At 63.6% G+C, this 20,356-nt stretch carries 24 protein-coding genes; 17 read left to right on the forward strand and 7 right to left on the reverse strand.

Going from position 1 to position 20,356, the window contains the following annotated elements; translation table 11 throughout:
* Positions 1-151: 151 nt before the first annotated feature.
* The 4 genes from madL (at position 152) to A3M7_RS48070 (ending at position 2,508) form a co-directional block, all read left to right on the forward strand.
* Complete coding sequence (madL, locus tag A3M7_RS0141065; RefSeq protein ID WP_027549116.1) at positions 152-586, forward strand: malonate transporter subunit MadL; 435 nt, start codon at positions 152-154, stop codon at positions 584-586.
* Positions 583-1,347, forward strand: coding sequence for a malonate transporter subunit MadM (gene madM / locus A3M7_RS0141070; protein WP_027549117.1), 765 nt, complete (start codon positions 583-585; stop codon positions 1,345-1,347). The genes madL and madM overlap by 4 nt, the downstream gene beginning before the upstream one ends.
* Complete coding sequence (locus A3M7_RS0141075) at positions 1,348-2,034, forward strand: GntR family transcriptional regulator (protein WP_049824014.1); 687 nt, start codon at positions 1,348-1,350, stop codon at positions 2,032-2,034. It begins immediately after the preceding gene.
* A 261-nt stretch (positions 2,035-2,295) separates the two neighbouring features.
* Entirely contained in the window at positions 2,296-2,508 is a 213-nt protein-coding gene (locus A3M7_RS48070; RefSeq protein WP_084303011.1) for a hypothetical protein, read from the forward strand.
* 117 nt (positions 2,509-2,625) lie between these two features.
* On the opposite strand, the gene A3M7_RS0141080 is transcribed toward A3M7_RS48070, so the two are convergent.
* The gene (locus A3M7_RS0141080; RefSeq protein ID WP_027549119.1) at positions 2,626-2,859 is read right to left on the reverse strand and encodes a hypothetical protein; all 234 of its coding nucleotides are present in this window, start codon (positions 2,857-2,859) and stop codon (positions 2,626-2,628) included.
* 282 nt (positions 2,860-3,141) lie between these two features.
* Here A3M7_RS0141080 and A3M7_RS0141085 point away from each other — a divergent pair, with 282 nt between their 5' ends.
* Positions 3,142-4,434: a c-type cytochrome gene (locus A3M7_RS0141085; RefSeq protein WP_027549120.1), complete on the forward strand. Its 1,293-nt coding sequence runs from the start codon at positions 3,142-3,144 to the stop codon at positions 4,432-4,434.
* A gap of 59 nt (positions 4,435-4,493) precedes the next feature.
* Here A3M7_RS0141085 and A3M7_RS50975 read toward each other — a convergent pair whose 3' ends face one another.
* Positions 4,494-4,895 (reverse strand): hypothetical protein, encoded by a 402-nt coding sequence (locus tag A3M7_RS50975; protein WP_245284444.1) that lies wholly within the window; start codon positions 4,893-4,895, stop codon positions 4,494-4,496.
* A 4-nt stretch (positions 4,896-4,899) separates the two neighbouring features.
* Positions 4,900-6,870, reverse strand: coding sequence for a 4Fe-4S binding protein (locus tag A3M7_RS0141095; protein ID WP_027549122.1), 1,971 nt, complete (start codon positions 6,868-6,870; stop codon positions 4,900-4,902).
* A 151-nt stretch (positions 6,871-7,021) separates the two neighbouring features.
* Between A3M7_RS0141095 and A3M7_RS0141100 the strand changes: the two genes are divergently transcribed.
* The 10 genes from A3M7_RS0141100 (at position 7,022) to A3M7_RS0141145 (ending at position 16,242) form a co-directional block, all read left to right on the forward strand.
* Complete coding sequence (locus tag A3M7_RS0141100) at positions 7,022-7,777, forward strand: biotin/lipoate--protein ligase family protein (RefSeq protein ID WP_245284445.1); 756 nt, start codon at positions 7,022-7,024, stop codon at positions 7,775-7,777.
* Positions 7,774-8,313, forward strand: a complete 540-nt coding sequence (locus A3M7_RS0141105) for a DUF6505 family protein (RefSeq protein WP_027549124.1) — start codon at positions 7,774-7,776, stop codon at positions 8,311-8,313. Before A3M7_RS0141100 ends, A3M7_RS0141105 begins: the two co-directional genes overlap by 4 nt.
* Positions 8,310-9,317, forward strand: a complete 1,008-nt coding sequence (locus A3M7_RS0141110; RefSeq protein ID WP_027549125.1) for a DUF6352 family protein — start codon at positions 8,310-8,312, stop codon at positions 9,315-9,317. Before A3M7_RS0141105 ends, A3M7_RS0141110 begins: the two co-directional genes overlap by 4 nt.
* Positions 9,314-9,832: a DUF3305 domain-containing protein gene (locus A3M7_RS0141115; protein ID WP_027549126.1), complete on the forward strand. Its 519-nt coding sequence runs from the start codon at positions 9,314-9,316 to the stop codon at positions 9,830-9,832. Before A3M7_RS0141110 ends, A3M7_RS0141115 begins: the two co-directional genes overlap by 4 nt.
* A complete protein-coding gene (locus A3M7_RS0141120) occupies positions 9,829-10,470 on the forward strand; it encodes a DUF3306 domain-containing protein (protein WP_027549127.1) in 642 nt (213 codons plus the stop codon). Before A3M7_RS0141115 ends, A3M7_RS0141120 begins: the two co-directional genes overlap by 4 nt.
* Positions 10,471-10,603: 133 nt before the next feature.
* On the forward strand, positions 10,604-11,383 hold the full coding sequence (locus tag A3M7_RS0141125; protein WP_027549128.1) for a molecular chaperone TorD family protein: 780 nt from the start codon (positions 10,604-10,606) through the stop codon (positions 11,381-11,383).
* A 29-nt stretch (positions 11,384-11,412) separates the two neighbouring features.
* Entirely contained in the window at positions 11,413-11,631 is a 219-nt protein-coding gene (locus A3M7_RS0141130) for a twin-arginine translocation signal domain-containing protein (RefSeq protein WP_027549129.1), read from the forward strand.
* A gap of 2 nt (positions 11,632-11,633) precedes the next feature.
* Complete coding sequence (locus A3M7_RS49350; RefSeq protein ID WP_027549130.1) at positions 11,634-14,576, forward strand: formate dehydrogenase subunit alpha; 2,943 nt, start codon at positions 11,634-11,636, stop codon at positions 14,574-14,576.
* A 12-nt stretch (positions 14,577-14,588) separates the two neighbouring features.
* On the forward strand, positions 14,589-15,185 hold the full coding sequence (fdh3B, locus tag A3M7_RS0141140) for a formate dehydrogenase FDH3 subunit beta (RefSeq protein WP_026192595.1): 597 nt from the start codon (positions 14,589-14,591) through the stop codon (positions 15,183-15,185).
* A 43-nt stretch (positions 15,186-15,228) separates the two neighbouring features.
* The gene (locus A3M7_RS0141145; RefSeq protein ID WP_027549131.1) at positions 15,229-16,242 is read left to right on the forward strand and encodes a formate dehydrogenase subunit gamma; all 1,014 of its coding nucleotides are present in this window, start codon (positions 15,229-15,231) and stop codon (positions 16,240-16,242) included.
* A 16-nt stretch (positions 16,243-16,258) separates the two neighbouring features.
* Here A3M7_RS0141145 and A3M7_RS51150 read toward each other — a convergent pair whose 3' ends face one another.
* The 4 genes from A3M7_RS51150 to A3M7_RS51470 all read right to left on the reverse strand — a co-directional run bounded on the left by A3M7_RS51150 (position 16,259) and on the right by A3M7_RS51470 (position 18,130).
* A complete protein-coding gene (locus A3M7_RS51150) occupies positions 16,259-16,381 on the reverse strand; it encodes a hypothetical protein (RefSeq protein WP_256374928.1) in 123 nt (40 codons plus the stop codon).
* Positions 16,382-16,463: 82 nt separating this feature from the next.
* Positions 16,464-16,784, reverse strand: a complete 321-nt coding sequence (locus A3M7_RS0141155) for a hypothetical protein (RefSeq protein WP_198033912.1) — start codon at positions 16,782-16,784, stop codon at positions 16,464-16,466.
* A 527-nt stretch (positions 16,785-17,311) separates the two neighbouring features.
* Positions 17,312-17,692, reverse strand: coding sequence for a hypothetical protein (locus A3M7_RS50170; RefSeq protein WP_027549133.1), 381 nt, complete (start codon positions 17,690-17,692; stop codon positions 17,312-17,314).
* 249 nt (positions 17,693-17,941) lie between these two features.
* A complete protein-coding gene (locus tag A3M7_RS51470; RefSeq protein ID WP_084302980.1) occupies positions 17,942-18,130 on the reverse strand; it encodes a hypothetical protein in 189 nt (62 codons plus the stop codon).
* Here A3M7_RS51470 and A3M7_RS51475 point away from each other — a divergent pair.
* Both A3M7_RS51475 and A3M7_RS45725 read left to right on the forward strand, forming a co-directional pair.
* Positions 18,120-18,491 (forward strand): hypothetical protein, encoded by a 372-nt coding sequence (locus A3M7_RS51475; protein ID WP_084302981.1) that lies wholly within the window; start codon positions 18,120-18,122, stop codon positions 18,489-18,491. The two genes, A3M7_RS51470 and A3M7_RS51475, sit on opposite strands and share 11 nt — an antisense overlap.
* A gap of 216 nt (positions 18,492-18,707) precedes the next feature.
* A partial coding sequence (locus A3M7_RS45725) for a DUF5801 repeats-in-toxin domain-containing protein (RefSeq protein WP_245284446.1) occupies positions 18,708-20,356 on the forward strand: 1,649 nt, incomplete at its 3' end.

Here is a 20,356-nt window from a genome sequence, read left to right on the forward strand (position 1 = left end):
TGTATGCGTATTGCGCCTGAATGTCAATTAGTGTATACGCCAATCCATAAGCGATGGATATTCGCATACACAGGAGGAGATTCATGATGCGAATGCATACAAATTGGCTAAGTCGCGTGACCGGAGATCCATTCGCGCAGGGGAGGCGCCCGTGACCGTTTCCGGCGTCGCGCTGCTCTCCATCTGCACCTTGCTGGGGGTCTTCCTGGGAGACCTGCTCGGCATCGCCCTCGGCGTTAAGGCCAATGTCGGCGGTGTCGGCATTGCGATGATGTTTCTGATCGCCGCACGGCTCTGGCTGGTGCGGCGCGGCCTGCTCAGCCACGGTCTCAAGACCGGCGTGGAGTTCTGGGGCAGCTTCTACATTCCCATCGTGGTCGCCATGGCGGCGCAGCAGAACGTCGTTGCTGCGGCCAAAGGCGGTCCCATCGTCGTCATCGCGGGGATCGGCGCGGTCGCCGTGTGTTTCGCGATGGTGGCCCTGATCGGCCGGCTCAGCGGCCGCGTCGAGACCATGGACGAGATCGAGGCGCGAGAGGCGCTCGAGGCGACTGTGCCCCACTTCAAGTCCGGGAGGATCGGATGACGATGATATCGCACATTCTTGCTGCAAACTCGCTGCTCACCGCTTTTGCGGCGGTGGGGATCCTGATGTGGGTCTCCGGGGCGATCTCGAAATACCTCACCTTCGGACGCATCCACGGTTCGGCGATCGCGATCATGCTGGGGCTCGTGCTGGCCTTTTTCGGCGGCATCGCCACTGGCGGCGAAAAGGGGGGCGCCGACCTGCCGGCGCTGACCGGGATCGGCCTGATGGGCGGAGCGATGTTGCGGGATTTCGCCATCGTCGCCACCGCCTTCGAGGTCGACGTCGTTCATGCGCGCAAGGCCGGGGCGATCGGTGCGGTCGCGCTCGGGCTGGGGACTGTCGTCCCGTTCATTTTGGGCGTCTTCGTTGCCGCCGCGTTCGGCTACACCGATGCCATCTCGATGACGACGATCGGTGCCGGCGCGGTCACCTACATCGTCGGGCCGGTGACGGGGGCTGCGATCGGCGCATCTTCGCCGGTTATTGCGCTCTCGATCGCGACCGGTGTATTCAAGGCGGTGATCGTCATGATCGGAACGCCCTTCGTGGCGAAGATGATCGGCCTCAACAATCCGCGCAGTGCAATGGTGTTTGGCGGCTTGATGGGAACGGTCAGCGGCGTGTCCGGAGGGCTGGCGGCGACGGACCGGCGTCTGGTGCCCTACGGTGCGTTGACGGCGACATTTCACACCGGGCTCGGGTGCCTGGTCGCCCCCTCGATCCTTTACTTCGCGGTGCGTGCGATCACGGGAGGCTGAATGGCAGAAGTACTGAAGGTCGCAGTCGGCGCGGAAGACGATGGCGGGCTGCTCTCCGATCGTATCCGCAACGCGCTCACTGACGAGATCGCCTCAGGCGCACTCGTCGCCGGTTCCGCCCTGGAAGAGCAGCAGCTTGCCGATCGCTTTGGAGCTTCCCGCACGCCGGTGCGCGAGGCGCTTCGTCAGCTCGTGGTCAGCGGCCTCGTCGAGGTGCGCGGCCGCCGCGGCCTCGTCGTTGCGCGGATGACGCCGGAGCGCATCATGGACATGTTCGAGACCAGCGCCGAGGTCGAGGCGATGTGCGTCCGGCTTGCGACCTACCGCATGACCCCGCTCGAACGCAGCCACCTGATCGAGCTTCACGAAGGCTCGCTCGCGATGGTCGAGGCGAACGACGTTGATGCCTATGACGCGTTCAACCGGGAATTCCACGAATGCATCTACCGGGCAACGCACAACTCGTTTCTCGCCGAACAGGCGCAGGACGTGCGTTCGCGGCTCAGCGCCTTCCGCCGCACCCAATTGCGGCAGGGCGATCGCATTCGCAAGTCCCGCGACGAGCATGATGCCATCATGCAGGCGATCGCAGAAGGTGACGGAGAGACCGCAGCGCGCCGAATGCGTGCGCACATGCTGAATGCCGCGTCCGCGCTCAGGCGCTACATCGATGATCGCCTCGGCTGAGTCGCCTGATCGAACGATCGGGCCGATAGCTTGACCGCATCCGGCGGCCGCAGGCCTGGACTATTTGCAAGGTCCCGTACCCATTCTGCCTGATTGAGCGCGCCGCGCTCGCATCGCGCCGAGCGTGATGTCCCATGCTGCCCGGGGCAACCGCCCAAGCGATGATCAAGAGAACGAGAGATGTGGGGCATCTCACACGGGAACTTCAAGTCTTGCACTACTCAGAGCTTCGACTCTCTCAGAACCAACGGAGGTTCTCGCATGAAGCTCCTGATGATCTCTGGCCTGGCGGCGCTCGCGGTTTTCGTGGCCGCGACGAATATGCAGCGATCGCATCCACTATCGGTGAGTCGCGCATCGGTAGCAGGGATGCCCCCGGTGCAGGAGATGCAAAGACAGGCGCAACAAAGCAAACTTCCGGTTGAAGATTTCGTAGATCGATCTCTTGTGTTTCCAAGGGGAACACAGGAGTAGAGAGAATACTGCCGTCGCGTCTCAACCAATAGCGGTCGAGCTGGATGGCTTCGAACCGCTCGATGCGTCAAGCCGGCTGGTCGGGTCGCGAGTGCAGCAATTGTCGCAAGCGCTGTCTCAAGGACCCATGAAAATCGGGTTGATCCCGTCGCCGAGCAGTCCCAGGGATTGAAGCTGCGCGCTGTGAATGTCGACTTCAAGGACAGCCAGCAGTAGCGCTAACACGACCGCGATGTAGACGAGCAGTGGCGACGCGCCCTGGCTGCCGGGATCGCGGTTTCGCGGCGGCGACGCGCAAAAGTGCCACAACCGCGAGATGAGCTGCAGGTAGGTTTTCGGGTGAACTTGCATGTCCAGCCTCGATCCATGAGGCGTCCTTGGCAAGACTGCGACCACGTCGATCGCCAATCAAGGCGCCGCTTGTCGCACCTGGAACCGAATACGAGCTACCCCCGTTGAGCTGGATCAAATGGGTGCGTTTTTACCCAGAGGACAGGCCCGTCGGCCACGGACGCGCCACGGAAGATATCCGCAGACCGATCGCCGGACGTCACGGGACGGCATTTGGCCGTGGTGCAAATGCCGGGCAGAATGGCACGGTGGGTGCTTCGCTGTGCGTGTCTCCGACGGCCAATGGATTTGACCTTGCGTCTCGCCATCGCCCTCCTGACGGCATCGCTGCTTCTCCCGCTGCGGCCCGCGCAGGCGCAGTTGGCGGGGCACGGCGGGCCTGTCCGCGCAATCGCCGTTTCGGTCGATGGCAAGACAGTTTTGTCGGGGAGCTTCGACACTGCGGCGATCCGGTGGTCCCTGGCAACCGAGTCCGCCGAGCAGGTCCTTCGCTTCCATTCGGGTGCGGTGAACGCAGCTGCCTTCCTCGGAGACGGACGAATGGCAACGGCTGGTGCGGACGGCCAGATTGCTGTCTGGACGCCGGGCCGGCTGCAACCAGACCAGGTTATCGAAGGTCATACGGGACCCATTGTCGGACTCGCCGTCTCGCCCGATACATCGAAGCTCGCATCGGCCTCGTGGGACCACACCGTGCGGATTTCATCCTTGTCCGACGGTGGGACACGCGTGCTGCAAGGTCACTCGCAAAGCGTGAACGGCGTGGCCTTTGCCCCCGACGGAAAATCGCTGGTGAGCGTTGGTTACGATCTGACGGTATGGATCTGGCCCCTGCCGGGCGGCAGCCCCGAGATCGTTGTGATGCCGGCGCCGCTGAATGCCGTAGCCATCTCGCCTGATGGCGAAATCGTCACCGGCGCGGCAGACGGGAAGCTGCGCATGATGACCGCCGATGGCAAGGAGAATGGCGAGGTCATGGCTGGCGCCCGGCCGATCGTGGCCCTGGCGATCTCGCAAGACGGTGCCTTGATCGCCACGGGGGCAATTGACGGCACCGTTGCGATCGTCGATCGCAGGGCGCGCAGCGTGATGCGCACGCTCGCCGGGTTCGGCGCGCCGGTCTGGTCGGTCGCGTTCCTGCCCGATGGCGCGACACTCCTGACTGGCGGTGCTGACGGCAAGATCAGGCGCTGGAATGCACTGACCGGCGCGGCGATCGGGTCGAACGTACTGGGCACGCCGGCGGATCCGCTCGCCGCCTATGTCGGCGATCACGGCGCCGAAATGTTCAGGGCCTGCGTCGCATGCCATACATTGTCGGAGACTGAGGTACAGCGTGCCGGGCCGACGCTTGCGGGACTCTTCGGCCGGAAAATCGCCTCGCTGCCGGGCTACCGCTTCACCGACGCGCTCAAGGCGATGGATATCGTCTGGACGCCGGAGACCGTCTCAAAACTGTTCGAGATCGGGCCGAACGCCTACACGCCCGGCACCAAGATGCCGGAGCAGCGGATCGGCTCGGCCGAGGATCGCCGCGCGCTCACGGACTTTCTGGCCCGTGCGACGTCGAAGTAGCTGGCAGCAACGCCTTGCGCGTCCTCAAGCGAAGGCGGCGAGATACCAATGTCAACGCCCTAATACCCCGGCCATCGCTCCACGGGAATATTCGTTAGCTCCGGGTTCTCCTCGATCATGCGAGCCACGTCGATGCTGGGACGCTCCTTGAGCGCCGTCACGACACACTGATTGACGTATGTCCGGCGTGACAGCCACTTGATCTTCTTGCCCTTTGCCTCGGCCTTGCAGGCGACGATCGCCTGTTTGAGCGCGACCTTTTCCACCTTGGTGAGGGCGGCGGCCTCGACGGCTGCGCCGGCGAGACCGACCTTTTCCACCTTGGTGAGGGCGGCGGCCTCGACGGCTGCGCCGGCGAGACCGACCTTTTCCACCTTGGTGAGGGCGGCGGCCTCGACGGCTGCGCCGGCGAGACTCGTGATGACGAGGCATGTCGAAAGAACCGTCATGAAACGAGGCATGCGGCTATTCCTTGTTCCCGCGTTGACGCAGATAGTCATCCGTCGTCCGTGGTGGCGCGCGCTCCGGAACGCCCTGAATCGGATCGAATTGCTGCTCGCTCATGACAATGACGCGGCAATCGGCGCACATCCGCAAGGCCTCGGTGCGGCGGTCCCCGGTGGGATACATCCAATGGTGCCCCTCGAGCTTCGTCGCGATCCGATCGATCGTGCTCTTCACGCCGAAGGGCGTGCCGCAGCGGACGCACAGGGCCGGTTCTTCTTCCTTGATCACTTGCGCCGGCGCGCGCCGTGCCCGGAAGTCGATCTGCGGGGTGAGCGTAATGACCTTCTCAGGACAGGTGCTCTGGCACAAACCGCACTGCACGCAGGCGTCCTCCACGAATTTGAGGACGGGACGCTCGGGATCGGCGCGAAGTGCGCCGGTCGGGCAGACTGAAACACAGGACAGGCACAGCGTGCAACCGCCGGTGTCAACGGTGATCGCACCGATCGGTGCGCCCTCGGGCAAGGCGATCACGTCGACCGGTTTGGGCGCGAGGCGATGCAATTCACTGAGGCCAAAGCGAAGCAGATCGCCGCGCTTGCCGACCGTCCGGAAAGTCGCAGGAATGTCGAGGCCGGCGAGGGGACCAATCCCCGTCAGTTGGTCAGCCAGCGTGTCGGGATCGTCGGTTTCGATCGTGGTCACGCGGCTGCCCTCAAATCCCAGCCCGGCGAGAATGGTCTCGGCCATGACGATCGTCTGCAGCAATCCGGTCACGCCGTGTCGCGGCTTGGCGCGCAGAAGAAACCGGACGGCCGCCGCGCCATACGCGAATGCGCCGATAACGGCCTCCAGGCCGACCTGCGTCAACTCGTTGACGGCGAGCGGCAGCACGTTGGCCGGCAAGCCGTCGCCATGACGGGCGAGCGCATCGATCAGCGGCGTGCCGTGCCGGCCGTCGTGCAACAGTAGCACCGGATGCGTGCCGCCAGCCTCGCGATAGGCGAGCAATAGGGCGCGAAGGATCTGCAACTGGGTGTCGGCGGGCGGTAGCGCGTAGGATGCAGCTCCTGTGGGGCAGGCGGCCGCGCATTGCCCACAACCTGCGCAGACTTCTGCGTTGACAGCGACATGGTCGCCGTCCGGCGTAATTGCACCGGTCGGGCAAAGATCCAGGCAGCGATGGCATCCGATCAGCTTCGAGCGCGAATGCGCGCAGAGGCTGGGCGTGAAGTCGACATATCTCGGCTTGTCGAAACTTCCGACGAGATCGCGAGCGGCAAGCACCGCGCGCAGCACCGCCGCCGGATCTCTCGGATCGGCGCGGAGATAGCCGTCCCGCAGGTCGTGCGCCGGAAACAGCGGTGGCTCGCCGGAGAGGTCGAGCACCAGATCGCAGCGCGAGGTCGCCCCGTTGCGCGGGGTCCCGAACACGAAGCGGTCGCGCGAAGAGGGGTGGGGTTGCGCGTAGTCGTCGATCGTGAGCTCGAAGGCACCAAAATGTCCCCGCGCGTTGCGGATCGTGCCCTTTACGATCGGAAACAATGCCGCGGCAGGCGGCGTAACGTCGGTCGGCTGCTTGAGCATGACCGTGACATCGAGATGGTCTGCGAGCAACCGTCCGGCTTCGATCGCGGCCTCGTCTCGCCCATAGATCAGGATGATGCCGTCACTCGACAATGTGACCAGCGGAAAGTCCGGTGCGGGAATTGCCGCCGCCGCAAGCAGTGCCGCCATCTTCGCGCCTGCATTCGCACCGTCGCGCGACCAGCCCGCCGTCTCGCGGATGTTGACGAAGGTGATCCCGCCGGGGCGATCGCCAACCTCATCGGTGAATTGCGCAGCCTGCTGCGTGCAGGCGACTGTCAGCGGGCCATCCGCCTTTGCCGCGTTGCGGAAATGATCGAGCTCTGCGCCGCAGAGATGGTGAAAGCTTCTGATCTCGCAGTTGGGGCACCCACGCCGGATCGCGGCCGTGTCGAGGCGCATCGTGTCTTCACACGAGCAGATCAGGACGGTCTTCGCTGGCTGCTCCAGGTGAATCCCTCCGCCAGTGCGGCGCCGACTTACGGACTCGCGCCATTCTTGCACCTCGTATAGATTTTCACTATCGGGAAGAAAAGGAAAGTGGAGGACGGCCTTGCGGTCGACCCCAACCAGCCACGTTTCCCTGGTGGAGCCGATCCAACTGCCGCCGCCCTTCACGCTGGTCCGGTTGCGGGAGAGCGGAGACGCCTTTGCCCACGCTTGCGGCATTGCACCCAAGCGCGGCGCCGGCACGTTGGTGTGCGTCGGGCGGTTCGATCTCGCCGAATTCGCCGTGGTGCTCGAGCCAGGCGAGCTCTTGAGCACCGCGCGGCGCGCCTTCTACGCCGGCATGGTCGCGCTCACCGACGCTCTTCGCGCCTATGCGCCGCCCAACAAGACGGTTGCGATCGGCTGGCCCGGCTCCGTCGAGATCGACGGCGGGCTGGTCGGCGGGGGGCGGATGGGATGGCCATCGTCGGCGCGCGAGGATGAGCCGCCCGCCTGGCTGGTGTTTGGCGCCATGATCCGGACGGTCGCAATGGCGGATCGCGGGCCCGGCGTTCAGGTGCTCGCGTCCGCGTTGGACGAGGAGGGGTTCGGCGAGGCAGGCGCTGCGCAGGTGACCGAGAGTTTTGCACGGCACCTGATGCGGGTGATCGATCGTTGGCAGGTCGATGGTTTTGACAGCGTCGCACGCGATTATCTCAGCCGGGTTCCCCGTGAGCGGCGAACCGTCCTGAGCATCGACGAGAGCGGCGATCTCCTCACGCGCCGCGTCGGTACCGGCAAGGTCGAGCGGAGCGAGCTCGTCAAGGCGCTCGCCAAGCCATCCTGGCTCGATCCGGAGCTCGGAGGGCCGCGACTGTGAAATTGCTCCGCACTATCGCGCTCGATCCCTCCGACACCTTCGTGTTCGATGCGGCGGCAGAGCCCGGCGAATGGGCCGTCTCCGGCGCGTTCCGCTTCTGCGACCAGGATCCGGCGGCGTTGAGCGGCAAGGCGCGCGCGGCGTTCCGCAGCGGCTTCCTCGGGGTGCAGTCCTGGGGCTGGTCGACGCTGGCGCAGATTGTGCCGGCGACGGAGAGCGATTGCCGGGCGCTGATCGAGCTCCTCGCCCGGCAACTCATCGATCGTTTCGGCGCGCCGGATCCGGCAACCGCGCGGACGGCCGCCGAAGAGGAGGTTGCCTTTGTGCGGTCGCTCTGTACGCATCCGATCAGTTCGCTCATTGCCGTCCACCGCTCGGCGCGCGACGGCGAAGTCCGCGAATCCTTCCGCAGGCTGCAGCTGCGGCCAGGGCAGGGGCACAGCAAGGCGTTCTCGTTCATGGAAGCCGAGGATGATGTCGAACCCGACAGCAATGTCAGGCTTGCCGATATGAGCCAGGAGCCGCAGCGTCGATGAATGATTTCTGGATCGCATGTGGCCACCATCTGCTCGATCGCGAGGCGGGCGGGGGGCTTTGCGTCACCGACGAGTTCCTGAAGGTCTATTTCGTCCGGCCCGAGCTGATTCCGCCGGACGAAGCATGCCCGGTCGAGCGGCGGCTGCACCGCGAGCTGCTTGCCGCTCCCCGCCGGGCGGTCAGTGCGGACGAGATCGCAGCGATTGTCGATGCGGATGCCCGGGAGAACTGGCGGCTCGTACTTGCCGTTCGCGATCTCCTGGTGCGGCATCCGACTCTGGAGGCCGCCTATCTTGCAACCGTCCGGTCGGGGGAAAACGGACTGCCGCCGCTGTTCGTCAATCAACTCGTGCATGTCATCCTGCGCAATGCGCTGGATGGCTGCGATGACCCGTTCGTGCTGCGCGCCGCCGAGCTGTTCTTCCGCCCGCAGCGCATCCTGCCGCATGAGCGGGCCTTGCTGCTCGGCGATGAGGAGGTCGTCGGTGGGCAGAGCCCGACCCCCGTGCTCTCGCTGATGTCGATGCTGGGGGCCGTGACCGATGCCGAGCTGGACGTCTTGAGCGAGGGCAACGCCGACGACTATTGGCACCGAAGCGACCATTTCGACATGGCTTTCGATCTCACCGCGGGCGGGCGCGGGCCAAGGGCGCTGGCGCAGGCGATGGCGCGCTGGATCTCCCATCTGCTCGGGATCGACGTCTGTATTGAGCCGCTGCGCGAACTGCGTGATGCGCGGCTCACCTGGTATGTCGGGCTCGACGCCGATGCGACCAGGCTCGGCGACCGTCTCTGGCATGGCGAGCAACTCGACGACCGCAGCGCCGGCCGCGTGCTTTCATTGTTCCGCCTGACGTTTGCAGACCCGAATACGGCCGCAGACGAGATCCAGGGCGAGCCGGTCTATCTCTTCCTGTCGATGAACTCCGATCAAAAGCTCCGGATGAAGCCGCAGAATTTGCTGACGGGGCTGCCGATCAAACACCTGGAGAGGGTGACATGAGCCCGGCTGCGCTGCCGCTTGTGCGCATTCCCGTCGGTATCGTGGTCGGGCGGTACAAGGCGGACTCGCCGTGGACCGACTTTGTCTGGCGCGCTGTCGCCGTGCTGCCGGACGGGCCGGACACGAAGTCCTGGACGGTGCTCCGTGACGAGGGCGGTGGGACGACGCTGTTCTATGCCGGCAGCACGACGGTCGATCTCTACAGTTCCGAGACGGCGCGCTATCGCGACAATCTTGCTACGGGTCGTCCGAGCATCTGGATAGTGTTGTCGCCTGCGGAAGGCACCTGGCCCTATTCGGTGGCCGCCGCCACCGCCGATCCTGCGGAAGGCGAGGCGTTCACGGAGGCCGGTGCGAATCTGGTCGAGGCCGTCCCTATGCCGGAAGTGCTGCGTGAGCAGATTGAAAGCTTCGTTGCCGAGCACCACGTCGAACGGGAGTTCTTCAAACGCAAGCGGCGGCAGGCCGATCCGGAGGCGCTGGCGCGCCGGCAGCATGAAGGCGGACACGAATGAGTGAGGACAGGTTCCTGGCGCGCTGGTCCCGTCGCAAGCAGGAGGCAAAGGCGAACCCGACGCAATCGGATCCGGCGATGCGCGGTGACATGCAGTCGGCGCTGCCGCCCGCCGCGAAGGACGACGAAGCGGAGTTCGACCTCTCGAGCCTGCCTTCGATCGACCTGATCACGTCAGCGACCGACATCAAGGCGTTCTTGCGCAAAGGGATTCCGCAGGAGCTGACGCGTGCGGCGCTTCGTCGCGCCTGGAGCGCTGATCCCGCCATTCGCGACTTCGTGGGGCTTGCAGAAAACGCGTGGGACTTCAACGATCCGACCGCGATGCCGGGCTTTGGTCCGCTGGATTGTTCGGAAGCAGAACTGGCCGCGTTCGTGGACAGAATCGTCGGCGGCCTCAGCAAGTCAGCCGAGACGCTGTCTGAGACGCCGGTTGAAGTCACGGATTCTTCGCGGGAATTGCGCCAGGTCGAGAGATCGAATGTCGAGATCGTCGCCGAAGAAGCCGCGCCTACCGAGTCCGCACCTGTTCCTGCTGCAGCGCACCTAACGGTCGCTGAAAGCACTGAAGCTGAAAGCACTGAAAGCGAACACCTGTCGCTTCCCCGCCGCACGCATGGCGGCGCGCTGCCCCGCTAGGGCTCTCCGACGAAAGGCCATAGCCTCGGACTATGGGAGGCGATTGACCCTCCGTTGGGCCGGGACTACGCTTCGTCTAGCGCTTTGTAGCAAAAGCAAAATCAGCACCTGGGACTTGGATGGGAGGGTCCACGTGCGTGATGATGGCCTTGAGCGAGCCATTTGCGCCGCCGGCGGCGTTGCTGGCCTTGCGCGCAAAATCGGCATTAGCCAACCCTCCGTTTCGAACTGGAACCAGGTGCCCGCACAACGGGTGATTGCGGTCGAAGCGGCGACCGGCGTATCGCGCAAAGACTTGCGGCCTGATCTGTACGGCGAGCCGCTTCTGTCCGAAGGGCTGGTTGAACCCGTCGATGCGGCGCGTGCGCAGGAATATCTGCTGCTCGCGACGCTCTTGTCCGCAGCACCGTCAAGAAGGTTGCTCGATCAACTGGCCGCATTGATCGGTGATGCGACGCCGCTCGGGCGCGCGCATGCTGAACTGGCCGCGGCCGCCGCCAATGCAGTCGCAGCGCAGGCCGAACGCGAATATTTCGATCTGTTCGTCGGTCTCGGCCGCGGCGAGCTCTTGCCCTATGCCTCCTACTATCTGACGGGATTTCTCAACGAGCGGCCGCTGTCGCGCCTGCGCGCCGATCTCGCCGCGTCCGGGATCGAGCGCGCCGCGAATAATTCGGAGCCGGAAGATCACGCCGCCGTCCTGTGCGAGATCATGGCAGGTTTGGCGGGAGGCCGCTTCCCTGCGTCGTTCGAGGCGCAGCGCGCATTCTTCGACAAACACGTCGGGCCCTGGATCGGGCGGCTGTTCGCCGACATCGAGGGCGCGGAGAGCGCCGTCTTCTATCGTGCGGTCGGCGCGCTCGGTCGCGCCTTTATCGAGATCGAGACGGAAGCATTCACGTTCGCCAACTGACCTGCACCGGCGGGTCCAGGAGAGATGCGATGAGTGAAGAGAGGAAAGCCACAGTCGGGCGCCGCGATTTCCTGCGCAAGGTCGGCGTCGGCACGATGGGCGCCGGCGCGACGCTCGCGACACCGCTGGTCGGGTCCGCGCAGGCTGATAGCGAAACCAACGATGAGAAGCGAAAGGCGCGCTACAAGGAAACCGATCACGTCAAGGCCTTCTATCGCGTCAATCGTTATCCGGCCAAGGGAGGTTGACCGTGCTGATCAAGCGAGCAAACCACCGTTCCCTGCGCCATGGTTCCGTTGCCGAGTCCCTTGCGGGGCAGGCCGGCGGTCTCGACCGCCGCAGCTTCTTGCGCAAATCCGGTCTCGCCGGCGGCGCGCTCGCCGCGCTCGGCACGCTGCCGATCGGCGGCGTGCGCAAGGCGGAGGCGGCGATGGCCGGTCCGCTCACCGCAGGTGCGAGCGTCCGCAAGAGCATCTGCACGCATTGCTCGGTTGGGTGCACGGTGACGGCCGAGGTCCTGAACGGGGTATGGATCGGCCAGGAACCGAGCTGGGATTCTCCGATCAATCGCGGCTCGCATTGTGCCAAGGGCGCATCCGTGCGCGAACTCGTGCACAGCGAGCGACGGCTGCGCTATCCGATGAAGCTCGTCGGCGGCCAGTGGACCCGCGTGTCCTGGGATAGCGCAATCAACGAGATCGGCGACAAACTTCAAACCGTACGTGAGAAGTCGGGCCCCGATTCCGTCTATTGGCTTGGCTCGGCCAAGATGACCAATGAAGGCGCCTACCTGTTCCGCAAGCTTGGCGCATTCTGGGGAACCAACAACACCGATCACCAGGCCCGCATCTGCCATTCGACCACCGTCACCGGCGTCGCCAACACCTGGGGCTACGGCGCGATGACCAACAGCTACAATGATATCCGCAATGCGAAGACGCAGGTCATCCTGGGCGGCAATCCGGCAGAGGCGCATCCGGTCTCGCTGCAGCACCTGCTCGAGGGCAAGGAACTGCAAAAGGCCAACTTCGTCGTCATCGACCCGCGCCTGACGCGCACCGCCGCGCACGCGACGGAATATGTGCGGATGCGGCCGGGCACCGACATCCCCGTGCTTTACGGCATGATGTGGCACATCCTGCAGAACGGCTGGGAGGACAAGGAGTTCATCCGGCAGCGGGTCTACGGGTTCGACGATCTCCGCAAGGAAGTGGAAAAGTGGAATCCGGAAGAAGTCGAGCGCGTCACCGGCATTCCCGGCGAGCAGCTCAAGCGCGTCGCCAAGATGTTTGCCACCGAAAAGCCGGCCACGCTGATCTGGGCCATGGGCCAGACCCAGAAGACCGTCGGCACCGCCAACGTGCGTGCCAGTTGCATCCTGCTGCTGATGACCGGCAATGTCGGCGGCGCGGGCATGGGCGCCAACATTTTCCGCGGCCACGACAACGTGCAGGGCGCGACCGACGTCGGGCTCGATATCGTCACGCTGCCGTTCTACTACGGCCTCGCCGAGGGCGCCTGGAAGCATTGGTCGCGGGTTTGGGAGGTCGACTATGACTTCCTGAAGTCGCGGTTCGATTCCAAGCAGATCATGGAAACTCCCGGCATTCCGCTGACCCGCTGGTTCGAGGCGGTGACGCTGCCGAAGGATCAGGTCGCGCAGAAGGACAGCGTGAAGGCGGTGTTCGTGCAGGGACACGCCTCCAACAGCATCACCCGTATCCCTGAATCCCTCAATGGCCTGAAGGCGCTGGAGCTGCTCGTCATCGCCGATCCGCATCCGACCACCTGGGCCTCGCTCGCAGTCGAGGCGGGGCGCAAGGATGGCATCTACATTCTCCCGGTCGCCACCCAATTCGAGTGCAAGGGCTCACGGGTCGCTTCCAACCGCTCGCTGCAATGGGGCGAGCAGATCGTGAAGCCGGTGTTCGAGTCGAAGGATGATCTCGAGATCATCTACCGCCTGGCCAAGAAGTTCGGCTTCGCCGACCAGATGTTCAAGAATATCAAGGTCGAGAACAATCTTCCTGAAGCAGAGGATGTCCTTCGCGAGATGAACCGCGGCAGCTGGTCGACCGGCTATTGCGGGCAATCGCCCGAACGCCTCAAGGCGCACATGAAGAATCAGGCGAAGTTCGACATGCTGACCATGCGGGCGCCGAAGGACGATCCCGAGGTCGGTGGCGATTATTACGGCCTGCCCTGGCCATGCTGGGGATCACCGGAGGTCAAGCATCCCGGAACGCCGCTGCTCTACAATACCAATCTGCATGTGATGGATGGCGGCGGCACGTTCCGGCCGCGGTTCGGCATCGAGCGCGAGGAGAAGCTGCCGGACGGCACGACGCGCAAGGTGAGCCTGCTCGCGGACGGCTCATACTCGCTGGGGTCGGGCATCCAGGATGGCTATCCGGAATTCACCCTCGCGAGCTTGAAGAAGCTCGGCTGGGACACCGATCTCACCGAAGCGGAAATGGCCGTGATCAACAAGGTCAACCCCGCCACTCCGGACGCGGTGTCGTGGTCGCTCGACCTGTCGGGCGGCATCCAGCGCGTCGCGCTGGCGCATGGCTGCGTTCCCTATGGCAACGGCAAGGCGCGCATGAATGCCTTCGGCTTGCCCGATCCCATCCCGGTTCACCGCGAGCCGATCTACACGCCGCGCGTCGATCTCGTCGCCAAATACCCGACGGCGCCCGACGCCAAGCAGTTCCGGATGCCCAATATCGGCTTCTCCGTGCAGAAGGCTGCGGTGGAGAAGGGAATTGCAAAGCAGTTCCCGCTCATCCTGTCGTCCGGCCGCCTGGTCGAATATGAGGGCGGCGGCGAGGAGACCCGGACCAACCCGTGGCTCGCCGAATTGCAGCAGGACATGTTCATCGAGATCAATCCCGCCGACGCCGCCGAGCGCGGCGTCAAGGACGGCGGCTGGGTCTGGGTCATGGGGGCCGAGAACAATTCCCGGGCGAGGATGAAGGCGCTCGTCACCGAGCGCGTCGGCAAGGGGGTCGCCTGGATGCCCTTCCACTTCGGTGGCTGGCTTGCGGGCAAGGATCTCCGCGGCAACTACCCGAAGGGCACCGACCCGATCGTGCTCGGCGAAAGCGCCAACACGATCACCACCTACGGATACGATCCCGCGACGAATATGCAGGAGGCCAAGGTCACTCTCTGCCAGATCGCGGCGGCATAAGGAGCAACGACGATGGCACGTATGAAGTTTCTCTGCGACGCCGACCGTTGCATCGAGTGCAACGCCTGCGTCACGGCCTGCAAGAACGAGCACGAGGTCCCCTGGGGTATCAACCGCCGCAGGGTCGTCACCATCGCCGATGGCAAGCCGGGCGAACGATCGGTCTCGATGGCTTGCATGCACTGCACGGATGCGCCGTGCGCGGCCGTGTGCCCGGTGAACTGCTTCTATACTACCGCCGATGGCGTGGTCCTGCACTCCAAGGATCTCTGCATCGGCTGCGGCTACTGCTTCTACGCCTGTCCGTTTGGCGCGCCGCAATATCCGAAGGTCGGCAATTTCGGCTCGCGCGGAAAAATGGACAAATGTACCTATTGCGCCGGCGGCCCCGAGGCCGATGGCAGCAAGGAGGAATACGAGAAATACGGTGCGAACCGCCTGGCCGAGGGCAAGCTGCCGCTGTGTGCCGAGATGTGCTCGACCAAGTCGCTGCTCGCCGGCGACGGCGAGATCATCGCCCAGATCTACAGGGAGCGCGTGCTGAAGCGCGGCTACGGCTCAGGAGCGTGGGGCTGGAAGACCGCCTATCGCGAGACGATCGAGTCCTGAAGCAGGCCGCGGGCGACGCGGCACAAATGCCGGGGAGGAGTCCATGTCCTCATTTGCAAGGTTCATTCGACCAGCCATCGGCGCGTGGGCGTTGCTTCTGTTGATCATGGCAGCTCCGGCACCGTCGCTGGCCCAGCAGATCAATCCGACCGCGAGCTCGGTCAACGAGCGCCAGTTGCTGCAGGAGATGGACCGGATCCAGGGACGCGTCAGCATCCCCGACCAGCGCTCCAGCGTGCTGATACAACCTGCTGGCCGCGAGTGGCGTGAATTCCGCAACGTCGTGCTGCGGTGGATCGGCGGCGTTGCTGTGCTCGGCATGCTGGCGGTGCTGGTGATCTTCTATTTGACACGTGGGATGATCCGCCTCGAAAGCGGTCGATCCGGCCGCACCATCGTACGGTTCAACACGTTTGAGCGCTTCGTGCACTGGATGACTGCGACCTGCTTCGTGATCCTGGCGATCTCGGGGCTGAACATCACGTTCGGGCGGCCGCTGCTGCTTCCGCTGATCGGATTTGACGCCTTCTCCGAATGGTCGCAATGGGCGAAATTCGCGCACAATTACCTGAGCTTTCCCTTCACGATTGGCGTCGTGCTGATCTTTCTGATGTGGATCGGCGGCAATATCCCCAACAAGCTGGATCTGGAGTGGATCAAGCGCGGAGGCGGCCTGATCGGTCACGATCATCCGCCGGCTCGCCGCTTCAACGCGGGGCAAAAGGGGATCTACTGGATTGTTGTGATCGGCGGTGGCCTCGTCGCCGCGACCGGGTATCAGCTCATGTTCCCATTCTACGCGACGGGAATCGAGGGCATGCAGATTGCCCAGATCGTTCACTCCGTCGTGGCCGTGCTGTTTGTCGCCGCGATGCTCGCGCACATCTACATCGGCACAATCGGGATGGAGGGGGCTTTCGAGGCGATGGGATCAGGTGAGGTTGATGTCAACTGGGCGCGCGAGCACCATAGCCTGTGGCTCGAGCAGGAGTTGGCACGGAGCGACCCGAACGATTCTCAGCCGCGGCCTCGCCATGCTGCGTCCGCAGCCGAATAGAGCTGACGAGCATTGCTTAAAGACGCACGCCCGTCGTCGCAAAGGCTTCTGCGACGGGTTGCTGTATGCTGTCGAGCACGGCAACTCCAGCCACCGTGATGACGATCGTCGCAACACAGGCAAGGATGAAAGCCTTCATCGCGATCCCTCCTCGCGAGCGTTATACAGGACTTCTGGCCGCGAATAAACGCTGCGCTTGGGCAGGTCGACGCGGGCCGCAGCTAGATGCTGGATGCGAAGCCGGTGTTTCGGCTCTCCGCAGCTCGTTCGAGATCCCATGCCCGCTGCAGGCGCTCGGTGCTTGTCGACTTCAATATGCCGGCCCAGGCGTTACCGAGTGTCTTGATGCCTTCGTGCAGACTGGAAGCATTCCCGACCGACCAATCAGGCAAGCCCATGGGGACGCTGATCGACCAGGCCCAGCTGTCTCCGGACCGATGGACGTTGCCGATCACATGCCCCTCATAGATGACGACGTAGTGGTCCTTGACGTCCGGCCACCGAAGCTTCGCATTGAGGGAAATAGATTGTTTCATGAACAATGCTTGTGTCGTAGGGCTAGCGGGTCAATCACTTCGAATGCAATGCTCTGAACGCTCGCGATCGGCGCGTCCGGTCGACAACTTCCAAAAGAGGCCCGGGCGCCAGGCGAATGGCCTTGTGGCCGGCCGCCGGCCGAGGAGGGGAGTGCCGGGACGACCGAGCTTGATCCCAACCTATCGGTTTGACACTATGCCGACATATTCGGAGAAAGTCATGTACAAGTCATGTCTTGTTGCGATCGCAACTGCCGTCTGTTTGTACGCATCGCCCGCCAGCGCTCAGGTGAGGCCGTACCCTTTCGGCGATGAACCGTATCGCCTGAACTGGTATCCCGATCCCGAGATCGAGGCCGGCTGCTGGAAATGGAATTGGCAGCAATACCAGTGGGACAATTATTGTCCGGTCTACGTCCGTCCCAAGGCTTACATGTACCCGCGAGCGCGAGCGGTGGTCGTTCGCGCGAAGGGATGACGGACGAGGGCCGATGCGCGGCGCGCCTTGCGGAGGCGCCGCCCGGTCCTATCGATCAGTAGTTCTCGATCGTGCAGGCGATCTGGCTGTGCTTGCCGAAATTGAGCAAGGCATTGCCGCGGAAACCGTCGACCCAGACGCCGGGACCGGCATAGCGATATCCGACTCCCATCGGGACCAGGCGCACACGCACGCCGCCGGAGTGGCCCGTATGCAGCGATGCCGTCACAACCTCACCGGCAACGGACACCGCGATCGGGCACAGGGGGTACTGCCTGCCGTTCTCGCAGCTGAAGACGAGTTCCGAGCAGCTGCCGATCGAGCCTGGTGAAGCCCGCAGCGCCATGTCGGCGGCGGTGGCTGCGCCGGGATTGCCGGCCAGGCCGCCTCCCATAACAATGGCTGCCGCGAGACCCTTGGCCATCAAATTGCGCATCGTTGCCCCCAATGGATTCTTAAAATCACCGGCTAGCAGAGCAAAAATCACCAACAGCGTCAAACCGCAATGAATGGCAATATGGCCGACGGCTTGATCAGCATCGCTCGGCTGACCGGCAATCCGTTCGCTTCAAGCACGGACCTTCATTTGGTGTAGACCGGCGCCAACTGGGCCTGCTCCCTGTGGCAGGCCCAGCGCCGTTCGTCCAGGAACGCTCCCATCGGCCCCCGTGAAGAGGCTGCGCGCCTAGATCTTCTGCTGCGCTCCGGGGCCTACAACGTTGACCGTGATCTTCTGAATTTCCGTCCGGCCGCCGGCATATTTGACCTCGATCGTCAGAACGTCGTCGCCGATGAAGTCGGGCTGCGACTTGTAGAACGCGACATAGGCCGGCACTTCCAGCGCGAGGCATGACTTGTAGTTCGTGGCTTTCACCTTCGCCGACTTGACCGTCACCTTCCCGGATGCGGGCGCATTGACCAGGCGGATCGTCGGCAGGGGACCCGACGTGCAATCGGGTAGTACGTTGATGAAGACGCCGACTCGTGTGTCCTTATTGGGGGCGGATTTGACCGTTCGCTCGACGGGAGACAATGCGTCCTCGGCCAAAGCTGGGGCGGCGAACCCAGACAACATTACGATGGCCGCGGACAATAATACCCGCATTGGTGGTCTCCCGCTCGCCGCGTTTTCCCGGTCAATTCGTTGCAAGATGCTCAATTTAAATGCTTTTTCGACGCTGTGTGTACCGATTAGCCAATTTACCACGGCGCACCAAAAACCCTTCGTTAACTAGTTGATTTCGTTGACCCCCGCCTCGGTTAACAATAGCTTAATAGCGAAATTTTTCGAATTGCTTTCTACAGACTTGATTTGAACTGCACAGTGTTTCGGCAGGGGCAGATTTATGAACGCACAATTTCAGGTAGCGCAGGCTACCGGCGCAGCTATTCCGACCAACACAACTCCAGTTCGAACATTCACTCTGGCAAAGCCGCTAACAGATCAGGCGGTGGTCGTACATCTCGGATTTGATCAGAAGGTCAAGCTCGATTTCTCCGCGATAGCCAACGAAAAGATCACGCTCGTTCATGTCGGCGAGAAGCTGATCATTCTGTTCGACAACAAATCGACGATCACGGTCGATCCGGTCTTCGATTCCCGTCACGACGATCAGCACCTGCTCTCCATCGAGCTGGCGCCCGGGCGCGACGTCAACGTGCAGGAATTCGCGAGCCTCTTCCCGATCACCACCGACCAGTCCGTGCTTCCTGCGGCCGGTGATGGCAACGGCAACGCCCAGGGCAGCGGCGCCAACTTCTCCAATGCTGCGGTCGATCCGTTGAACGCCGGCAATCCGTTGGACCTGCTCGGGCAGGAACAGCTCGGCAATTTGGTCCTCAATCCGGAGACTTTCGCCGGACTGCCCGCAACGACTGCGCCGAGCGCAGCCTTTACGCTCTCCGGTACGGTCGTCATCCACGATGAAACCGTCGATGTCCAGATTCTGAACGGTGCGAACGATCAGCCCAATGCTGGGCTGCCCGCAGTCTTCTCCGCCGTCGGACTGATCGGATGGGCCCAAAGCGCCGTTTCGGAGATCGCGTCGTCGAGCGCCGGCTTCGGCAGCGGCGGGACCGGAACGATCGTCTATGCGCTGACGACCTCTACCGGCGCGGCATTCGCCGGCGCCGATTCCGGTCTGCAGGCCACGGTCACCGGCAATGAAATCTTCCTGTTCACCGAGGGCAGTCTGGTCGTCGGACGTGAGGGCGCCGGCGGCGTGGCCGATCCGAACGGTGCAGTCGCCTTCCAGCTCTACCTCGATCCGGCGACGCTGAAGCTTGACGTGGCCCAGTATGAAGCCATCAAGCACGGCACCGCGTCCGAGCCTGACACGAGCGAAGGCGCGCAGCTTGGCGATGTCGTTTTCGTGCAGCAGACGGTGACCGACGGCTCCGGCAACACCGCGACTGCGGTGTCGACCGGCTCGCTCGGCGTGTCATTTCTCGACGATGGTCCGACGATCCTGGTGACGGTGGCCGACGGAAGCGAAGGCCCCACGCGCCTTGCAACCTTGTCGCTGGACGAATCGATCGGCGGTGACCGCGGCGCGAACGGCTTCCCGGACGGAACATTCGACGACGTCTCGGGCAATACGAGTCCGGATCCGACCGGCACCCATCCGATCGGCACGATGAAGACCGATGTCGGCAATGTCGAAAGCCCGGGCGATCTGGCGGCTCTGTTCAATGTCGTCAAGGATGGTGGCACGGACACCGAGAAGTCGACCGATTATGCCTATTCGTTCGCGCTCTCGGGCGCCAAGGAAACGGAGAGCGGCGGCATCGCCACCACGTTGAAGGTGACGGATCCGAACCACACCTACTCCGACGACACGATCTATCTGTTCAAGGTCAGCGACACCGAGATCGTGGGCCATGTCGGCGCCGATCCGAACGGCCCGATCGCGATCCGCATCACGCTGGACAACGCAGGCAGCCTTTCGGCAGGCCAGCTCGTCGTCGACCAGTACATGGCGATCGACCACGGCGCGGACCTCAACAATTTCGATTCGACGCAGTTCCTCAACCTGGTCGGTGAGGGCGCGAGCCTCGGCATTACACTGACCGCGACCATCACCGACGGCGACAATGACAC

This window comes from Bradyrhizobium sp. WSM2254, assembly GCF_000472645.1.
Lineage (GTDB): Bacteria > Pseudomonadota > Alphaproteobacteria > Rhizobiales > Xanthobacteraceae > Bradyrhizobium > Bradyrhizobium niftali.